Here is a 17,012-nt window from a genome sequence, read left to right as displayed (position 1 = left end):
GAACGTGATTCAAGCGTCCAACCCGGAGCCTTGAAGCGCTACGAGCTCAGCGACTACGAATGGACCGCCATCAAACCGATGCTACCCAACAAGCCGCGCGGCGTTCGGCGGGTAAATGACCGTCGCGTGCTCAATGGCATCTTTTCGGTTCTGCGGTCAGGCGCTCCCTGGCGCGACCTGCCAGAGACGTATGGTCCCCGCACCACCTGTTACAATCGCTTCGTTCGGTGGCGGCGCGCTGGCGTCTGGGACCAGATCATGGATGCACTTGCCGCCGGTCATGACACGGCGGTGCAGATGATCGATACTTCCGTCGTGCGCGTGCACCAGCACGGTGCCAGTGTTGCGGACAACAATCATCAGGATATGGGTCGCTCGCGGGGTGGCCTGACCAGCAAGATTCACGCGGTCGTGGACACCAATGGCTTGCCGGTCCATCTCGCCCTCACGCCCGGTGAGGCGCACGACAACCGGCTGTGCTCGGTTTTCCTCAGCGCCTTGCTTCCACAAACGATGTTGCTCGCGGATCGCGGCTATGACGCCGACTGGATCAGGGAGCTTGCTCGCCAGCAAGGAGCATGGGCGAACATTCCGCCGAAGCGAAATCGCAAAGACTCGATCTGCTTCAGCCCGTATCTGTATCGCGCACGCAACCTGATTGAACCGTTCTTCAACAAGATCAAGCAATGTAGGCGTATCGCGACCCGATACGACAAGCTTGCAGCCAACTATCTGGCGTTCATCAAACTCGCGTCAATCCGGAGTTGGCTACGCGCTAATGAGTCCACGTCCTAAACGACATCCTGGTGCGCGCCTACTATTAACGCCGCTCTAGCCAATAAGTGCTCGCGGATCCGGCGAGCTGCCTGACGATGGGATTTCGCTCGAGGAAGTTCCATTTCCGCCACGGCCTTGCCGTCGGGATAGTGCGCCTCGTGCTCCCCCAGTTATCAAAATGCAGACGGTCGACGTTGTGGACGAAGGTCTCGGCCGAAGTATCCTCCGCGAAGATCAACGAATGATCGTCAAGTTCAGCATGGTAGTAAGTAAAGTGACTGCATGCGAGCTGGCAGCGCGTTGCTCAAATTTGGCCACTGAGCCGCTATCCCAAACTGCTCCGGCTTCATGCAATCCTTACAATCTAAACTACAGCCGACCGGCGAATTTATGGCGCCTATACAAACATGTTATTAACTGGTCGATCTAAGTTCGGGAGGCGCGATCTCGGCGGATTCCGCCGAAGTCGCTTCGCGGAAACTACCAGCACAATTAAAGCAAGCGTCCCCGTGGCGTATGCGGGCCGAAAAATTCTGGTCGGATCGCTCATCTTTGATGTTAACATTCTAAACGTCGGACTGGACGTCCCGACTCCACAGGACGAAAGTATCCGAAACTGGCACTTAAACTGAGTGCTTCGCTTGCTTGACGCCTTTCATCGCTTTGATGACAGACGCGGGCGTAACTATAGCTCTAGCGGGGGAGGGCCAAGGAAGCGGCTGTAAAGGCCTAAACCAATATACGTGAGATCTATGCCGACACATTACAAGTCGCAATTACTCGAGACTGCCGTGCCGTGGCTCCAGGTCCGGGACCGTATGTACCTTGGGCTACAGCCTGCTGCACGATCGATCCTGACGATACTCGAATTTTATGCCGAACGAGAGCTCGAACCGCTTGCCAATGGCGTCCCGCTTTTAACGGATGAGCAAGCCGAACTCGAACCGATCGTCGCGGCCTTAACGGTTGCGGGGGTGCTAAGCCAAGCGATGAGATCAGGTACGCTTGTCGCCACGTTGGCGCAGGTCGCTAAGGCGCCGGACCTGTTTTACACGCATGAACTGCCGGCCGCCGTGCAATGGGAGCTGGCCCAGGACACTCAGCGTGCCCTTGAGGCGCCCGGAACGTTCAGCATGGATGTCTGGGCTACGGAAAACACCCGCGTTCCGTATACTTTCGGTCGGCCGACTGAGGAAATCCTAGCGAGCGCGGCTGCGCGGGCGCGCGACCGCAATCAGGAGGCCCGCACTCCCGGTCACCCCGAGCACCCGGCCCACCGTGAGCTGGCTGAGCGCCTTGGTCCGATCTTCCGGGCCGGCAAGGAGCAGATCTTCAGGCAACGGAAAAAGGTGGTGCGCCGCGAACACGGCGAAGAGTTTCAAACTTACCAGGAAGGCGGGCCATTTTCAGATTTTCTCGAGCTTGTCCTGCCGCCGCTTCAGGATTTTCTACGTGAGAATCGCCTGCCGCCGGTAACCATTGCAGCCATCGTACGCACCGCAATGTCGCACTCAAGAGACAGCCGCAGCCGTCCGCCGGCCACCCCCGATTATTCCCACAACGCCAAGCCCATATACTTTCGCACCTATCCTAAAGAGAACGGCCATCACGTGATGAGCCCTCACAGGAAAGGAACGTAAATTGTTAGACGATGAACATAGCCGGATGCCGGACGCGCTCACCGAGCCCGGTTCGCCCCGTGATCAGGGGCTGACCGACTTCCACGCAGACAGCCCGCCAGCTAACGCGGAGGGGCATCCGTCAGCAGCTGACGGTGAGCCGTCCGCGGCCGAAGAAGCTGCTTCGAAAATCGTCTCCAAACATGTCGCGGGCGAGGCCACAGCAGTGGAAGACAAGGCGGATGAACAAGAGGCGGAAAACCAGCACGAAAAAGACGAAGAATATGGAGAAGAAGACGAAGACGAAGACGAAGACGAAGACGAAGACGAAGACGAAGACGAAGACGAAGACACAGACGCTGTCGACTACTACGCCCTCCAAGAGGACGAAGAGACGCGGAGTTACATGCCGCTTTCCATAGAGCAGATGCTTGAGGATCCGCCGCTTCCCCCCGGCGTTGACCAGTGCGACTTTCGCGAGATATTCAATTCGTTTGCTGAGGACTATCGCCCGCCGCACCGCCCGAAGCGTGATATCGAGTTTCAGTGGGTTTGGCAGGCGGCGATGGCCCACGTGAACTTGATCTTGTTTGATAAGATGTTGGCGGCGATCGTGGCCAACGAGCGACGCGCAGCGGTGGAGGTCTTGTACAAGAAGGCCGCTGCCGTTGTGACGTCCTCGAAAGAGGAAGCCAAAAAGCTGGATTGGTCGGCGAAGGAAGCCGCGATGGAGTATTTTCTCGATCCCGATTACAAAAAGAAGTTCCAGAAAACGCTCGAGGATGCAGGCTTTACCGCGAACGCGGTAACCTCCGAAGCATTCCTGCGAGCATTGCCGCCCCTGAAGGAAATCGAACGCTTGAAGAAATCGGCCAAGAAAGAGCGTGATGAAGCCCTCAAGCAGTTGGACCTCGCCTACGACATGCGCAGTCCCGATCAGCAGATGCCACTGAGCGCGGCTGCGGACCGACGTTTCTATCTCGAGGTCAAGCGCGACAAGCAGCTTGCACGAGAGGAAGAACTCGAACGCGCGCAAAAGGCTGCTGAAGATGGCAACCCGCAAGCAGATCGCGGCGAATAGGAAAAACGCGGCCCGAAGTACCGGGCCGCGTTCACAACAGGGCAAAGCGCGGTCACGGATGAATGCGCTCCGCCATGGCCTTGCAGTCAAACTGCCGGGCTCCGACGAGACTTGGGATCAACTCGAATCGTGCTCCTTCGAAGACATTCGAGCTCGGATCGGTCTCGTTGAGAGCGAACGCGCGAAGTTGTCAATCTCCATCAGCAAGGCGATCGCTTCCAGCTCATCTGCCCCCGTCGTCCTGCAGCTCAAGAAGCTCGCAGCACTAGATCGGTATCTATGGCGAGCTCAAATCAAGCTGAAAGCCCTGTCAATGTGACTGTCGTGCTTCCGAAGTATTTCTATTTAGTATCAGTGCCTTGCGGGTCATTTGCGTGGAAATTGGGTTCGTTCTGCCAACTTTTCCTGGGCGGTTACTTTTTGGAGCGCAAATAAACGTTTGCATTCAGGATCGGGGCTCGGTGCAGGAGGAACTTAGTGTGCAGGTAAAATGGTCTCACTGGGGGCTCGATTCGAGCGCCTTCAAAACCAAGTTCTCGCGCCTTCGCGTAGCTACCCCGGCGAGAAGGGTTCGAGCTGCGGTGGGACCGCGCCGATACTTTCACGGCGTTGCTGTTCAAGTCAGGTGAGTGGGAAACCCTCTGTATCATTGGCGCATTCACGTCTTCGGCTGGTTGAATTTCAATAGGCAGGAAAACAGCATGATGAGATTGACGATATTCAAAACCTGTGCGGGCGATGACCAGGCCAACACCATGAGACAAAGGGGTCGTTCTGTCTTCGCAGAACAGTCCGGCCCAATTAGCTCGCGGGCTTAAACTCCGGCTGCTGTTCTTTCTCGGCCATCGCCTCGATCTGCTCGACGAAATCCTGTCGCTTCTTCTGGTCTTTGGCAAAGTCCCTGACCAGCCTCAACAACTGCAATTCCTCTACGGCCATACGATTGCAACCGAGATGGAAGAGACCAGCGTCAAAGGCTCGCATTACATAGATGTGCGCAACCACAAGGGTGACACGACGAAGGCCGCGCTGGAAGTCAAGTTCAAGCGTATCGCTGTCTTGCCTCGCATCGGGAAGCAGAAACGATCCAGCCTCGACCTGACAGTAATCGACACGCAAGGGGTCGCTGGCACAACCTGTTCAGCATATGGGTCTCAACCGAACGGTTGACACTTGCTGAATTCCGACCGTCGCAGGTAATCGCCCGGATATGCAATCCCTCATCTCAAACCTAAGATTTGCCACCATCCCGAGTTACGGCAAAACGCCGATGAGACTTGCCCATGTCGACCATCATTTTGATCTTCGCAATATGGATCGGCTTCAACGTAGCCGTTGCGGTTGCGTTGACTTTACGGAGCCCCGGACAACATAGGCCCGCGTTGCAAGCGCGCGTGTTTCATTTGGTTGCGCGAGCAGAGAGCTACTGACACCGCCTCAATCTCCAGCGCATCAGCCTGCGTACGATGCGCTGCAGACCAGGAAGGGGCCGCTCGCTGACGAATGGCTGAAGCTCGCGCGCAATTCTAGCGGTGGTGCATCCGATTAACCGCCACAATGAGGTCGGGGCGTTCTAGAATTTCCACCAGTTGGTCGAGAATGGCGCGCTCGTTGTTGCGCGGCTGCGGCTTTAAATACTCTTCCAAAATGATTTGCGCATCGCTGACGGCTTGAAGGGCCAGGTCTTCATCATGCATGGAGTTAAACTCCGCTGTAATCCACAGATAATACAGCATCGACTAAATTGGTTCCATTTAAATTAAATCCGGAGTTTATTCCTGCGGTTGGACGGACTGGACGCATAGGAATGGCTCAGCTAGTGCCAAAATTGAACCGCAACGTGAGAGGCGGACATTGGTTTGTGGCCGTCAAGACTGGTTGCGGACCCGACTCTCATATCGGGATTTTGAGACTGAAGAGGGAGCCAAAGAATGGATATTGACCAGTCCAAGTGTTGGCGGGCAAACCGGCAGCCTAGACGAGCGCGTACGGCACGTTCGACGCAGCAATTCGTCCAGCGGCAGTTTTTCGAGCAAAGGTTTTACACACGGCATACTAAGGCTACGGACGGCTCTGCTGTTGAGTTTCAACGAGAACCGGCCCGCCGCCATGCGCGCGGTAGACGACAGACCGTTCCGGGTGGATGGCGCGAAACCGTCGCGCCACACACCGGTCATTCAACGTTTTCGCGGGAGCGGCGTTCCTAGAGCGGGTCCAGCACAATGGTATCGACCCTCAGGCAAGGTAGGCAGCGATAGGCGTACACAGCGGGCAGACCTGCAATCTCTGGAAGTCTCGCTAGGTACGCCATGGGCCGCCTGCACACATTGCAAATAAGGATCGGTGGATTGTCCCGCGTCATCCAAATAACCAAAAGCGGGCAGCGTACGGTTATGGAATGCCTGGCGCATCTCCGGTCTATTACGGGAGACTGTCGAAATTCGGCGGGTCTCAACCGTTCGGTTGATGCGTCAGAGATTCAGACGCGGCGTCGGTCGCAGGAGCAGCCTCTCAGCCGTTCCTGCGACCTTCCCTTTCGAGGCTCCGGCGCTCTGATCCGCAATTGGATTGGCAGCCGGGAGCATGGGGCTGGAAAGCGAGCGTTGCCATGTTTTCCCGAAAGCAACAATGCTTAGAAACCCGAGTTCGGTAGTTATCCGGAGTCCATTTTCGGAACGGGGTGTTCTACTGTGAGAACACCGGCGCGATTTAAGCACGACCCAATTTTAAGTTGTCGGGAATGCCGCAGTGGGGCTGGAACCACGCTGCGGCTTTTCGCTGAGCGAACCCAAATTCTTTGTTGAGCCGTATCTGGCCGGAGCAATGTTTTCCGGGGGACGATTGTGAGCATCCAAGGCATCGTGGCGACTATATTGGAGCAAGAGCTGGCCGCGCGGGGCGTGCGGTCATTGCGGCATTCCGATTGCATGGAGATAGTGGAAAACCTACTCGTCCGCTTGAAGGAGCTGGACCAGGAATTAGCCGCGCGGAATAGCGAGCGAAGCTAGACGCTCACCACACCCTTGCCGGCGTAAGTGACCTCGGGACTGGGCGCCTATCTCTTCCGGAAGAAGCGGGCCAAATCCGCCAATAGGCCGAAGCTGAACCGAAAGCCCGCTGGCGGTCGCGGTCGGTCGGCTTCCGAAGCATTGCAGCGTGGGCAAGCATCGCCGGCTGCGCCGCAGCCGCAGGCGTGTGGACCGTCCCAAGAGCGGCCGGGGTGGGCTTCGCATACCCAGCCAGTATCTTCGCAGGCGGCGCAATGGAATGCAGCCGCGCGTCAACCAGACCTCGGCGACAGCATCGCGCAGCCGGTCGTCATCAAGTATGCGGATCAGCCAGTCGATCGTGCGTAGCCGCGTCACGCTCGCGCGTCAGGTAGTCCGCCAGCAGTATGATGGCGAGGTCGTCGCTCGGCTCGATCCGCTCGGCGGGTTAGAGGCCAGCGGCTTCAGCCTCAATTGCGAGCCGGCAATCTCGGTGTGACCACCGGCGAGGAGCCGCTCAACGACGCCGTCGCTGATTACCTTGACACCGAAGCGCCAGCCTCCACGCGGCCGCCGCTGAAACGGGCCATGTTGGAGCAAGCGCAGGAAATAGCGCTCATTGTAGTTCTTCTGGTCGGTCATCACTTAGCCCCCCACGTGCCGGCGAGCAGGACCGTGATTTAGCGCTTGCAATAAGTCAACCGGTTACCGACGACATCTGCGGTTCCAGCCGGCAAGACGATCTCTAGGCACCGCGAAGCCGGTATCATGGGCGTCCCTAGCTGTGCCTTCTAACCCGCGCGGGCCAGTGCCGGCACCAGAGCGATGATCAGGAAAACGCAACGCCGATGCGTCCTTCCGACCGCCACACCGCTCGGCAGGAAAGCTGGGACTGCGCGCTCGGAATGATCAGTGTGAACTCGTGCGGAATGCCAGATGCGCTGGGCACGTCCAGGTTGGCGCCCAGATCGGAGAAGTTTCGGACGACGCAACTGAAGGAGCCTCCGGGAAACTCGATGAGTGCCGACTTGAATACACGTCGACGGCGAGCGGTTCGCTTTTCCATGGGGACGGGTTTTAAGCCAGCTTTTCTTACAGATCGATAAAGCTGTCGCGGAAAGTCGCGGCACAATTTGCGGGCCAAATAGAGAAATCGTTTACTTAGGGCTGGTCGGGCAAAGCGAGTCGAGCCTGCACTACCATTGAGCGAGACTTTACTCGGCAAGGCTACCGTTCTCCCGATGATCAAGGGCTTGACCATAGCTGCTCTTGTACTGGCAGCGGCCAGCCGCGTATGGTCCGGCCACGGGTCCGCACTGACCGCGCCCCGATGGCTGCAACGGTAGTTGGCGCACCAGACCACGACGCCCCAAACGCCCTTCTCCCGCATCTTGCCGAAGGTGAGCGGGCGGCCGTCAGGGTGGGTGGGCGGATGGCTGAGCCGATGGGGTCGCTTGGCAGCGGTCTCATCATTGCCGGCCGCAAACTTCCTAGACGAACCGGAGGCATGTCCGACCAAGCCGCGCCGGACTGAATTTGGACAATGGTAACTTTAAATTAGGGCACGGAGCGTAGCGTGCGCCTGTTCGGTCGTCGCACACCCGAACGCTTCCTTTGGTACGCTTGGACCCCAGATCCGATCTCAACCCGGATCTGGGGTCTTTGTCTTTCTAGCGGCCAGAATAAAAATGCCGCCCGCGATGAGAATTAAGATTCAAGCGGGCGGTTTTTGCAGAAACACTCAATCCCGGGGCTGGCGGGGACTGAGCCTTTGAAAGCCGTGCACGATTTCAGCGCCCGGACCGGCATGGCTTACGATTGCTATCGTGCCCTATTTTATTTGAGCCGTCATGTAGTCTATCCAGACTAATCGATACCGGGGTTTTGCATCATCCCCCTCGGGGCTGGAAGTCGCCCCCCGCGACTCATTCAAGCGGGCGGCGTTTTTGCACCCAGCGCGCTCCAGTATCGGCGCAGAGCCTTCAGACGCGTGATAACCATACGCCCGTTCAGGCCGACGTCGGTCATCCGCGACGGCTCCCAAGACCTCACCCGCCTGAGCCCATGAACGGGCCGCGATTGATCGTCACAACGCCCGCGCCCGTCGGGCGAACAATGCGGGCAAAGTACGGATCTGGTGGGCTTCTCCGTTAAGGTGTCTTTCCGCGATTTCCGTTTCTTCCAATTATCTTTTGAAAGCAGGCCTCGTAAGCCTCAGGGCGGCATTGCAGGGAAGCCGTGCACCAAGTCAGCGCACTTAACCTTGAGAAGTGAGGTCAATCCGAACATTGACTTGAGACCGCTGCGCGCTTGCGCGTTCATGGCAAGGCCGGACAGGGCTGGTCTTATCCTCAAATCGAATCCTCAAGACCACAATTTCAATTGTCCGGCACGGGCCGCCAGCGATACGCCCTGGGTCTGGCGGCCCACCCTTCTTTGCAAGGATGGTGACGCGGATGCCGTTCGAAAAACTTTCAGACCACTACATCACGCACATGTACGAGAGCATCCGCGATCAGGTCCGAGCCGATGCCAAGTCTGGCCTTCGCTTGACGAGCCGGCGAGAGCGCGCGCCGAGGAACTGCGCCGCAACATTGATCGCCGGGCTTCCGCATGCGCTATGATCGTTCACATCACCACCAACCGCCATACTATCGAGCAGCGCGGTAAGATTGGCTCAGGGAGCGAGGCCCGGGATCTCTGCGCGGTGCGGAGGTGCTTCAGGGCATCCGGTAGATTCGACGCCCCGTTCTGATCGACACCTTCGCGCGAGCCCGCATGCACCCATGCTCTAGCCAGGATCTTTAGAGCTTCCTGGTTGTCGACGCGCGTTTTGACTGCTGCGCGGTGCAGCAAACGGCGGCTGGCGCGCGACCCCTGGTGTTTAGATTTCTCCAGGGGCTCACTTTGCGACCGTTGCGCTTTCCATGCTGATGTGGTCTGGCTCGTGCTTAACTTTTACAAGTGACCAAATGCCAAATCATTCGACTACCGCAGCACTTGTTTTCCTAGTTTCCTTCGGGCCATGCTTTGCTCAGGAACAATCCTTAACCTCCCCATCCAGCGCCGGACCGAATGCTTTTGTCAGCTTCCTGGCGTTGATGTCGGGGAAGTGCAAGACGCTGAAGGTCGCCGGGCGCAGCTTCGCTTGCAAGACGCTGGTCTATGCCCACGGCGACAAGGGGCGGGTCAATTTCGCGGTCGCCGTCGACGATCCGGACGATGAGAACCACGTGGTATCGTTCTCCGGCGCGAACGGCAAGCGAGCCGACGACAATTCCTACGAGCTGGCGATCGATCTCATGCTGCTCAATTCTAAGGATCGGCCCAAGGTTGACGGACTGCCGGTGCCGGCCGAGCAGCCATCAACCGGTAGCTGCCGCCAGACTGGCAATTTCGCTGCGAAGAAGGTGACTGATGTCACCTGCGCAGCGACCGACAATGAAGGCCGCCGATACGAGCTGCTGTTCGTGTCCGACGGCACGCCGGTGAGCGTGCGCCGCATCAGGCAGTCGGCGCCTTCGATCCAGGATCCGTTTAAGTGAAGCAGAGGAGTGCCGACGCAGAGATCAGAAAGTTTCCTCGGCTTGCAAGTTCCTCTTCTTTGATCCCGAGCCGCATGCGCTCAGCGTTGATGACAACTTTTCGCAGCCACTGCACGCGGTCCCTCGTGGCGCACATGGAGCGCGCCAAAAAGAGCGCCAACGCGCTCAAGTAGACTCCCGTGCTCTGTGCCACTCTCCCCCACGACTCAGGCGCGCCCTACCTAAGCGCAATTCTGCGCTTAGTGCATCGCCTCAGTACGGCTACGAATTATTTCGCAGAGGAGCAACTTGGCCACCGCTTCCGGGGGCGACCCGCCGACGTGGGTTGCCTTGCTTCCAAGGACGGATTGCACGTACACGGCGCAGTTCTGGAGGAAATATGTCCCGTGATGCGCAACACCATCAATTGTGATTGTAATAGTCCGAACCACGGCAGGCCTTCCCATGTGAAGCCTCGCTCAAAAGCAGTCCTTGAAAATCACACGCATCAAATGCATGATTCGGGGTGGTCTAGAAACCCAAACCAGTGCTGCCCGTGTCACATGCTGAATTTAACCGCTATCCTAGCGGCAGATTCGAGTGTGCCATGTGCTGTCCGGCCTTTGGCCGGGGGGCCGTCGTGATGTCCAGAGGGAGTTGCCCCCAAAGTTTCTCCCTTAGAGGCGCCGCGCCTGTCTGACTGGCAGGTTTCTAGCCCCGGCTGCCGGTCATGGCCTCACCACCATGGAAAACGTCAGCGAACTGCCAGCGGACTCTACCGGCGCGATTTTGTCCGCCCTCGGTATCCAACAGCAGGAGCGCGCAAGGGCTCTCAGCGACCTCGCCAGGCTTAGAAAAGAGGCTGCAGCGGAGATCACCGGCTGATCGCCTTCCTCGACCAGTCCGACCCTTACGTCATGACTGAGCTGGAGAAGGACATTTCGGCCGACCTGGAGGACGACACCTCGGGCGGAGACGACGACCCGGCAGAGAATGACCTCGAAGACGGGCCATCACTCGGCAGCTGTGATCCGGCGGCGGCGATCAAACCCGGTGGGCCTCCGGTGGCCGGCGCGATCTGGAGCAGGACTATGCCGAGAGCGGGATTGTAACCATGACGGGCCGCTGGAGCAGATCGGCGCGCAGCACTGGCAGCAAGGGGTGACGGCATGACCCAGGGCACCCCTAGATCTCCTAAGGGAAGCGAAGAACCGAAGAACCGAAGAACCTCACCAGCTTGCTTGCTATTGTCCTCGCCGGGCCCGATGCGGACACCGTCATCGATGGGATGCACTAGGTAGTGCTTGATCAGCGCACGCCTGGATCTGATTAACGAGAAATTGGAATGCGCCTGATTCAGCTTCTGCCCATGCGGGCACAGCTACGGCTCGCCCGCCGTTGCTTCTGAACTGGGTCAGCGGCTGCATCGGCCTGAGCCTAGTCCAAACAAATGCGCCGCCGGGCACACAATACCTTCGGCCCGGCGACGTTTGTTTCAGTCCAGCCCCGAGATTGGGATTAGCAAAAAACCCCGGATACTCATGGGTGTAGGGAGCTAGTGTGAAGGTTCAGGTCCTCGATAAAAAAATACAAAGCCCCGCCGGTACACGCGGGCGGGCTTGCCTTAGCGCCCAAGGGCGGTTGCCCGGAAATACGGCATCATCTTCTCGAAGATCTCACCGCAAAATCGGTCGATTTCCCAACTGAGAGCGTCGCTAAAACCCGGGGCATGGTTGTGAATCGTTTTGCGGTCCGCAGCGACCTTTCTCGAAAGACCGTCCACGATAATCCACCCGGTTAGAACCTCACCGTTCCACTCTATTGTTTGTGAGCGATCGATGGACATTAAGCCCTCCTGTGCCTAGTCGGAGAATTGAGCATCACGTTTAACCAAAAGCTGTGGCGAGATCGCTACACAGGCCCGTCTAAAGATCCATATCCCCACCGGGCTAAAGCGTAGCCGAGCGCTACGTCTAAAGCGATAATGTCGCCCACCTGAACCGCACTCATGGCCAGCCTCCTCCTTGATTGGACGGAAGGTTGGAAGGTTCAATACCCGCCGGTTCACGTGGGTGGGCCTTCTCGTTATGAGAGGCAGGCTACAATAGCGAGAACCACGTCAGCGCCCAGCTCCCCCGAATACGTCGCGAAGATAAACCCGCCACCAACAACAAGCGCAATTGCTTTGAGCGTAATCATTTTGAACTCCCCTCGTTAATGAGCGGAGGTTCGACCTTCCCTGTTTCAGGGAGATTTCGCCGATTGGCGATAATGGCTTCGTCGTGGGTCAGAAAGGCCGGCTCAAGCTGGTGGGATGCTGCAAAGGCCGCAGCGGGAGGTTAAATCGCTGCGGCCCGCGCTGCAAAAAAGCCGGGTTTAAATTCACAATTATAAAAGGAGCCAGCCCCGGCAGCGGAATTGTGCGCTCACTTTACCTTAGAGCTTCGGGTGGACTTGGGTGTCTGCGATGAGCGACACCTCCTTTGTGGCCAATGTTGAATCCTGAGTGGCACAGAGCGGCCCCAGTCCGGGGCTGGCTGGGACTGGGGCCTTGGGCGCACTTCTCCCAAAGGCTGAGGGTTATCCTTCCTCATGCCTTTGCCACCCTAGTCAGACCTGTTGACCATTGCCACTTTTTCCTAGGCAGAGAGTAGGCATGGCTGGCCTGCAAGGCAACCCGCAAACAGGCTTTGGAGTCTAACGAAGAGTTCGAGGTTGCGAATTGCGGAGGCTCGCCGCTGCTGAATCCGATCTGGCCTGAGCCCCCGGTTGTCCCATCCGGCGCACACCAACCTCGGCTCGATATCGGACAAGCGAACTTCGTCCCGCCAGTGATCGGCGCTGATGTATTCGTGCACGCGGCATGGTGACCACGGTTGTTGCATCTCCTTCAAAAGGGCGAAACATACGCGGACGGCGTCGAACGTCTGCGCCGGCAAGACGGCGGACTGGCGGCTGACGAAAAGCGCGCCGGCGTCCATCAAACCGGCAGCAGCTCAATCGACGCCAACGTTGCCCGCGCTGCATATTTGGCCTGGGTGGGGGCTCCGGCCCGCCGATCCGTGCGCACCGAGCCGAAAGTCGATACCGAGAGTTGAAAAGCGGTCACCTCATGATCAAGATCGCGGACGATGAGGGGCGGTTAATCGACATGCAGACAGGTTGGGCTGTTCTCGAAGAATTTTGCTGGACTTGTCCTAGCTGAGCTGAGCGCGCTGCCGCAAGATTGGCGGAGCACAATCTCGCGGGCGTCGCTGCGTCGAGAAGGAATTGTTCAATCAGCGGGAGAGGCTGGGGAGCGCACTCGCGAGAAAAGCTGCGGTTTTGCAAGAGAGATCGAAGATGCATAATGACTGCGATGGTGGGCCCCATGAAGAATTCATTGCCCACCTTGACGGCCGGATCGTCAGCACTGTCGATGCAGCCAAGGCTGCTATTGCACGCCTTCCGCCAGCCAAGCAGGCCTAAGCGGCCTGTGATATCGCGGCGGCGCTCATGGAGGGTCTCGACCAGCTGCGAGAAGCAATTGATCAAGCCAAGGCGCGGCTGCTCGGCAGTTGACGGCTCGGTGCTTTGGATGCCGATGATGTCGATATAAGCGTCTTCAGGGCCTCACTGAACCCTTTGGAGTTTCTGCCCCTACAACGCGGCTTTCGGGGTGCAGCTGAAGTCCTCCCGACTTTATCCGACCACAGGTATTACGCCTGTATCGAACAATACTGGTCAGGTTTTCTGACGCAATGTTGGCTGGTGGTTTGAGCAGCCCACGCTGTCTGCGCCCCCTTTCTCTTGAGCGATGCTGAGCTACTGTGCATCGAAAGAATTTAGTACCGCGTTCTCGACCTTTAACCGTGCTCGTGGTTGTATGTCGTGATTGCAACCAAAGGAGCGTTAGATGAACCGTTTACTTTCAATCATAGCTATTGCTGCGCTCGCTATTGCCTTTTCACCAGCAGCAAAGGCGCAAACAGTTAGCGGTGCTACAAAATCGCCAGCAGCAGCGAACCCACCTGTCAAGAGCACGGCCGGGAAGAAAAGGATGATGACATCGTGCACTCCCCGTCAAAAAATGTCCGGAGCCCCTTGCTCCTAGCAGCACGTCCGGCCGCCGAAGTTGCCCGCCTCTTTCTTCTCAATATCGGTTGGCAGCCTTAGCCGAACCATGCTGAACCGCAGTCATTGTGGGCTACTAGCCAGGCGCCGTAGCGTCGGACAGATTACCCATGAGCGAGAGCGAACCTCCCAAGCCGAAGCCCAGACCGTCGCGCGCTGAGGAAACTTGGCGACTGGTCCAAGAGGAAATCGATCAGCAGCGCGCAACCCTTGACGAGCAACGCCGCAAACTGAGTTGAGACCCGCAGGTACACGCTGCGGCTTGTTTTTAGAGCAATGTCAGTTTGGGGCGGGGCGTCGCGAGAAGGGGAGATCAGGCTCCGAATTCGATCTTGGTTCCGTCGAGTCGAGGGATTGCCGTGGGTATTTACTTACTCTCACTCTCGGTGTGCGTTGTTGCGGTTCTTATCTTCGTGGCATTCCGATAGGGCCGACTGTTGACGCATCCGTTGCTGAGAATCATCACCCTTGGGCCGAATTAGGAGATTCGGCCGGTTATCTTTGACTGTGCAGAGTGTGGGCGTTCAACTCCATAGCCTGGAGACGAACGTGATCACTTGGCTACTAATCCTCCTCATCGCCATAAGCGTGCTGATCGTAGTAGCGCACGCGGTTGACGCGTTGCGCTCATGATGTTCGCCGGCGTGAAGGCGCCATGGCTGCGTTCACCATGATCCGATGGTGCGAGCTCAACGGCGTGAACCGATAGGGTGTTCAGGCGAGCCTATCCCTGATCCGGGCGAGCCTATTGGCAACCCGTTCGGGGCGGTGCCCGCACCTGCGTTACGCCTAGCTTGTGCGTTTGCAGGCAAGCCTCCTGGCGCGTTGGGGTCCGTGCTTTTCGTCGTGCTTGAGGCGCTGTTGCCTGCAGACGATTGGTTGACGCCGCTTCCGGTCGTGGTCTGGCCGGCTCCGCCAGTTTTAGGGGATTGGTTGCCAGCTCCGGTCTGACCGGTCGCGCTCGAAGACGATCCGCCGTTGGAAGCCCCGGAACTGGCCGAAGAGCCGCCACCGCCTGCGCCACCACCGGCGCCGCCGCCACCACCTCCGCCCCCACCGCCACCTTGAGCGAATGCGCCTGCGGAAAGTACTAACGAGGCTACTGCAACGATTATCGACGTCCGGACCATGCTCTTTCCTTCCATACTTGGACAGGCAATCGTCGCAAGGCACGGGAGTTCCTAATCAGTGTTCACGATGGCCAGAGAGACTGAAGGGCTCAAATCTCAAAGGGTTCTTTCTTCTGCTTTCGTCGACAGGTCTGGCTTACCGTGTCAATCGGCGTTCGACTGGGGACCCCCTGGCGGCATCCATGCCGAAACACAGCTTGGGGTCAGGTGCGGCCCTTCGGGCACGGGGCCGCATTAGCGCTGGACTTCTATGATGGTGCGCGGTCCCGCCGCCGGCTCACAGCATCGACTGCGGGCTAGCCGTCTTGGCAGGGAATACCGAAGTTGTCACAAGCCAGAGCGAATGACTCCTTTGCTTTTGTATCCTCGAAGCAGAAGCGAGTGCCGACCTCCGCCTGATCGATCCACCAATCGACGTTACTGCCTTTCGCGATGCGGGAGGCTTCGCCGCGTAATAGGTCCAGTTGTCTTCCTGCAGCACGAACGATCAGGCAATTTTTTTGTTTGGACACAATCTTCTCCAATGGCACAGGACGCCGAAGTCATTGGTACAAGTACGGCGGCCAGATTGATCGCGCTAAGCGCCGTGAACACGAAGGCCGCAGCACGGGACTGCTGCTGCGGCCAGCGCGGTCGAAAGGTCCGGGTGAAAAGGACTAAGTGAAATATCAGCCAGCCCCGGTGCGATGATCGTATCGCAGCATATCTGGCTCGCAATATGATCTATTTCACAATCGGCACAGGCTTAACAGTCAAGGTGTGGGGTGACCCGCCGGGGCTGGCTGAAGCTGGCGGGTCCTCAAATCGGGTCCCACCGGTTCACGCTGGTCGGTCGCTATGCTAGCACGCCGGAGCCGTGCGGAACGTCGCGGCGTCGGTCGCAGGAGCAGCCCTTTAGCCGTTCCTGCGACCTTCATTTTCGAGGCTCCGGCGCTCTGATCCGCATTTGAATCGGCAGCCGGGAGCATTGGGGGCTGGAAGCCAAGCCGTGCCATGTTCGCTCTAATGTGACAAGGTGCCACCGGTAGTTGTACGGAGTCCATTTTCGGAACGGGGTGTTCTACTGTCGGAACACCGGCGAGATTTGAGTACCAAGCTATTTGCAGTTGCCCGGGATGGCCGCAGTGGGGCTGGAACCAGGCTGCGGCCTTTCCCCTGAGTGAACCCAATTCTTTGTTGAGCCGTATCTGGCGGCGCAAATGTTTTCCTGCGGGGGATTAGTGAGCATCCAAAGCATAGTGGCTACAATATTGGAGCGCGAGCTCGAGGCGCGTGGCGTGCATTCGTTGAGGCATTCTGACTGCATGGAGATCGTTGAAAATCTACTCGTTCGCTTGAAGCAGCTGGACCAGGAATTGGCCGCACGAAACATCGAGCAAAGCTAACTACTCCCTCCATCTAAAGAGACACGGCCCCGGCTTCAGGGGGGCTCCTTGAGGGTGGCCGGGGCCGCTCCGCCAGCTCTGGGCGGCGAGCCGGCGGTGTTTAACTTTCAATCAAGTTCCATGTTCCTTTTCGGCAATAATAGCGGCATATTTAAACATAATTTAATGTGCCGCTTTTCCGATGAGGTCTTTGCCATGACCCAACCAGTTGAAGATCTGCAGATGCTGCGCCTGATCAAAGCCTTTCAGAACATCACCGACAGGGACACTCGACGCCTCGTCCTGTTGTTCGTCGAGGAGCAGCTCGACAAGCAGCTGGCACAGTCGCGTCGAAAGCTCGGCCGGACCGAGCACTGAGGCCGATTGCAGGTTTCCGACTTTGCCATTAGCGTTCCC

The 17,012-nt window shown here is 58.0% G+C and carries 13 protein-coding genes; 8 read left to right on the top strand and 5 right to left on the bottom strand.

Annotated elements, in window-relative coordinates; all coding sequences use genetic code 11:
* Positions 1-30: 30 nt before the first annotated feature.
* From ACVIN2_RS12265 to ACVIN2_RS12250, 4 genes are all read left to right on the top strand, one after another.
* Positions 31-795: an IS5 family transposase gene (locus ACVIN2_RS12265; protein ID WP_456765795.1), complete on the top strand. Its 765-nt coding sequence runs from the start codon at positions 31-33 to the stop codon at positions 793-795.
* Positions 796-1,529: 734 nt separating this feature from the next.
* Positions 1,530-2,417 carry a hypothetical protein gene (locus tag ACVIN2_RS12260; protein ID WP_456765794.1) on the top strand — a complete coding sequence of 296 codons (888 nt, stop codon included), beginning with the start codon at positions 1,530-1,532 and terminating at the stop codon, positions 2,415-2,417.
* A 25-nt stretch (positions 2,418-2,442) separates the two neighbouring features.
* Positions 2,443-3,477, top strand: a complete 1,035-nt coding sequence (locus ACVIN2_RS12255) for a hypothetical protein (RefSeq protein ID WP_456765793.1) — start codon at positions 2,443-2,445, stop codon at positions 3,475-3,477.
* Positions 3,446-3,796, top strand: coding sequence for a hypothetical protein (locus ACVIN2_RS12250; protein WP_456765792.1), 351 nt, complete (start codon positions 3,446-3,448; stop codon positions 3,794-3,796). Before ACVIN2_RS12255 ends, ACVIN2_RS12250 begins: the two co-directional genes overlap by 32 nt.
* A gap of 482 nt (positions 3,797-4,278) precedes the next feature.
* Here the strand turns inward: ACVIN2_RS12250 and ACVIN2_RS12245 are convergent, their stop codons facing one another.
* Both ACVIN2_RS12245 and ACVIN2_RS12240 read right to left on the bottom strand, forming a co-directional pair.
* Positions 4,279-4,596, bottom strand: coding sequence for a hypothetical protein (locus tag ACVIN2_RS12245; RefSeq protein ID WP_456765791.1), 318 nt, complete (start codon positions 4,594-4,596; stop codon positions 4,279-4,281).
* 407 nt (positions 4,597-5,003) lie between these two features.
* Positions 5,004-5,213 (bottom strand): hypothetical protein, encoded by a 210-nt coding sequence (locus ACVIN2_RS12240; protein WP_456765790.1) that lies wholly within the window; start codon positions 5,211-5,213, stop codon positions 5,004-5,006.
* Between the two features lie 1,531 nt (positions 5,214-6,744).
* On the opposite strand from ACVIN2_RS12240, the gene ACVIN2_RS12235 reads away from it, so the two are divergent.
* Entirely contained in the window at positions 6,745-6,963 is a 219-nt protein-coding gene (locus tag ACVIN2_RS12235) for a hypothetical protein (protein ID WP_456765789.1), read from the top strand.
* A gap of 330 nt (positions 6,964-7,293) precedes the next feature.
* On the opposite strand, the gene ACVIN2_RS12230 is transcribed toward ACVIN2_RS12235, so the two are convergent.
* Entirely contained in the window at positions 7,294-7,725 is a 432-nt protein-coding gene (locus ACVIN2_RS12230; protein ID WP_456765788.1) for a PilZ domain-containing protein, read from the bottom strand.
* Between the two features lie 1,711 nt (positions 7,726-9,436).
* On the opposite strand from ACVIN2_RS12230, the gene ACVIN2_RS12225 reads away from it, so the two are divergent.
* A complete protein-coding gene (locus ACVIN2_RS12225; RefSeq protein ID WP_456769699.1) occupies positions 9,437-10,009 on the top strand; it encodes a hypothetical protein in 573 nt (190 codons plus the stop codon).
* An 896-nt stretch (positions 10,010-10,905) separates the two neighbouring features.
* Positions 10,906-11,100, top strand: coding sequence for a hypothetical protein (locus tag ACVIN2_RS12220; RefSeq protein WP_456765787.1), 195 nt, complete (start codon positions 10,906-10,908; stop codon positions 11,098-11,100).
* A gap of 512 nt (positions 11,101-11,612) precedes the next feature.
* Here the strand turns inward: ACVIN2_RS12220 and ACVIN2_RS12215 are convergent.
* Positions 11,613-11,834, bottom strand: a complete 222-nt coding sequence (locus ACVIN2_RS12215; protein WP_456765786.1) for a hypothetical protein — start codon at positions 11,832-11,834, stop codon at positions 11,613-11,615.
* A gap of 3,693 nt (positions 11,835-15,527) precedes the next feature.
* Positions 15,528-15,743 carry a hypothetical protein gene (locus ACVIN2_RS12210; protein WP_456765785.1) on the bottom strand — a complete coding sequence of 72 codons (216 nt, stop codon included), beginning with the start codon at positions 15,741-15,743 and terminating at the stop codon, positions 15,528-15,530.
* A 921-nt stretch (positions 15,744-16,664) separates the two neighbouring features.
* Between ACVIN2_RS12210 and ACVIN2_RS12205 the strand changes: the two genes are divergently transcribed.
* Positions 16,665-16,973 carry a hypothetical protein gene (locus ACVIN2_RS12205; protein WP_456765784.1) on the top strand — a complete coding sequence of 103 codons (309 nt, stop codon included), beginning with the start codon at positions 16,665-16,667 and terminating at the stop codon, positions 16,971-16,973.
* The last annotated feature ends 39 nt before the right edge of the window (positions 16,974-17,012 follow it).

It is taken from the genome of Bradyrhizobium sp. USDA 3650 (assembly GCF_054057395.1).
The sequence above is the reverse complement of the archived record's forward strand: the minus strand, read 5'-3'. Positions and strand labels throughout refer to the sequence as shown.

Bases quoted from the DNA above. Each gene is read 5' to 3' on its own strand.
- ACVIN2_RS12230 (WP_456765788.1), bottom strand. From the start codon at position 7,725: ATGGTCAAGCCCTTGATCATCGGGAGAACGGTAGCCTTGCCGAGTAAA.
- ACVIN2_RS12240 (WP_456765790.1), bottom strand. From the start codon at position 5,213: ATGCTGTATTATCTGTGGATTACAGCGGAGTTTAACTCCATGCATGAT.
- ACVIN2_RS12235 (WP_456765789.1), top strand. From the start codon at position 6,745: ATGCAGCCGCGCGTCAACCAGACCTCGGCGACAGCATCGCGCAGCCGG.
- ACVIN2_RS12220 (WP_456765787.1), top strand. From the start codon at position 10,906: ATGACTGAGCTGGAGAAGGACATTTCGGCCGACCTGGAGGACGACACC.
- ACVIN2_RS12250 (WP_456765792.1), top strand. From the start codon at position 3,446: ATGGCAACCCGCAAGCAGATCGCGGCGAATAGGAAAAACGCGGCCCGA.
- ACVIN2_RS12260 (WP_456765794.1), top strand. From the start codon at position 1,530: ATGCCGACACATTACAAGTCGCAATTACTCGAGACTGCCGTGCCGTGG.
- ACVIN2_RS12225 (WP_456769699.1), top strand. From the start codon at position 9,437: ATGCCAAATCATTCGACTACCGCAGCACTTGTTTTCCTAGTTTCCTTC.
- ACVIN2_RS12255 (WP_456765793.1), top strand. From the start codon at position 2,443: ATGCCGGACGCGCTCACCGAGCCCGGTTCGCCCCGTGATCAGGGGCTG.
- ACVIN2_RS12215 (WP_456765786.1), bottom strand. From the start codon at position 11,834: ATGTCCATCGATCGCTCACAAACAATAGAGTGGAACGGTGAGGTTCTA.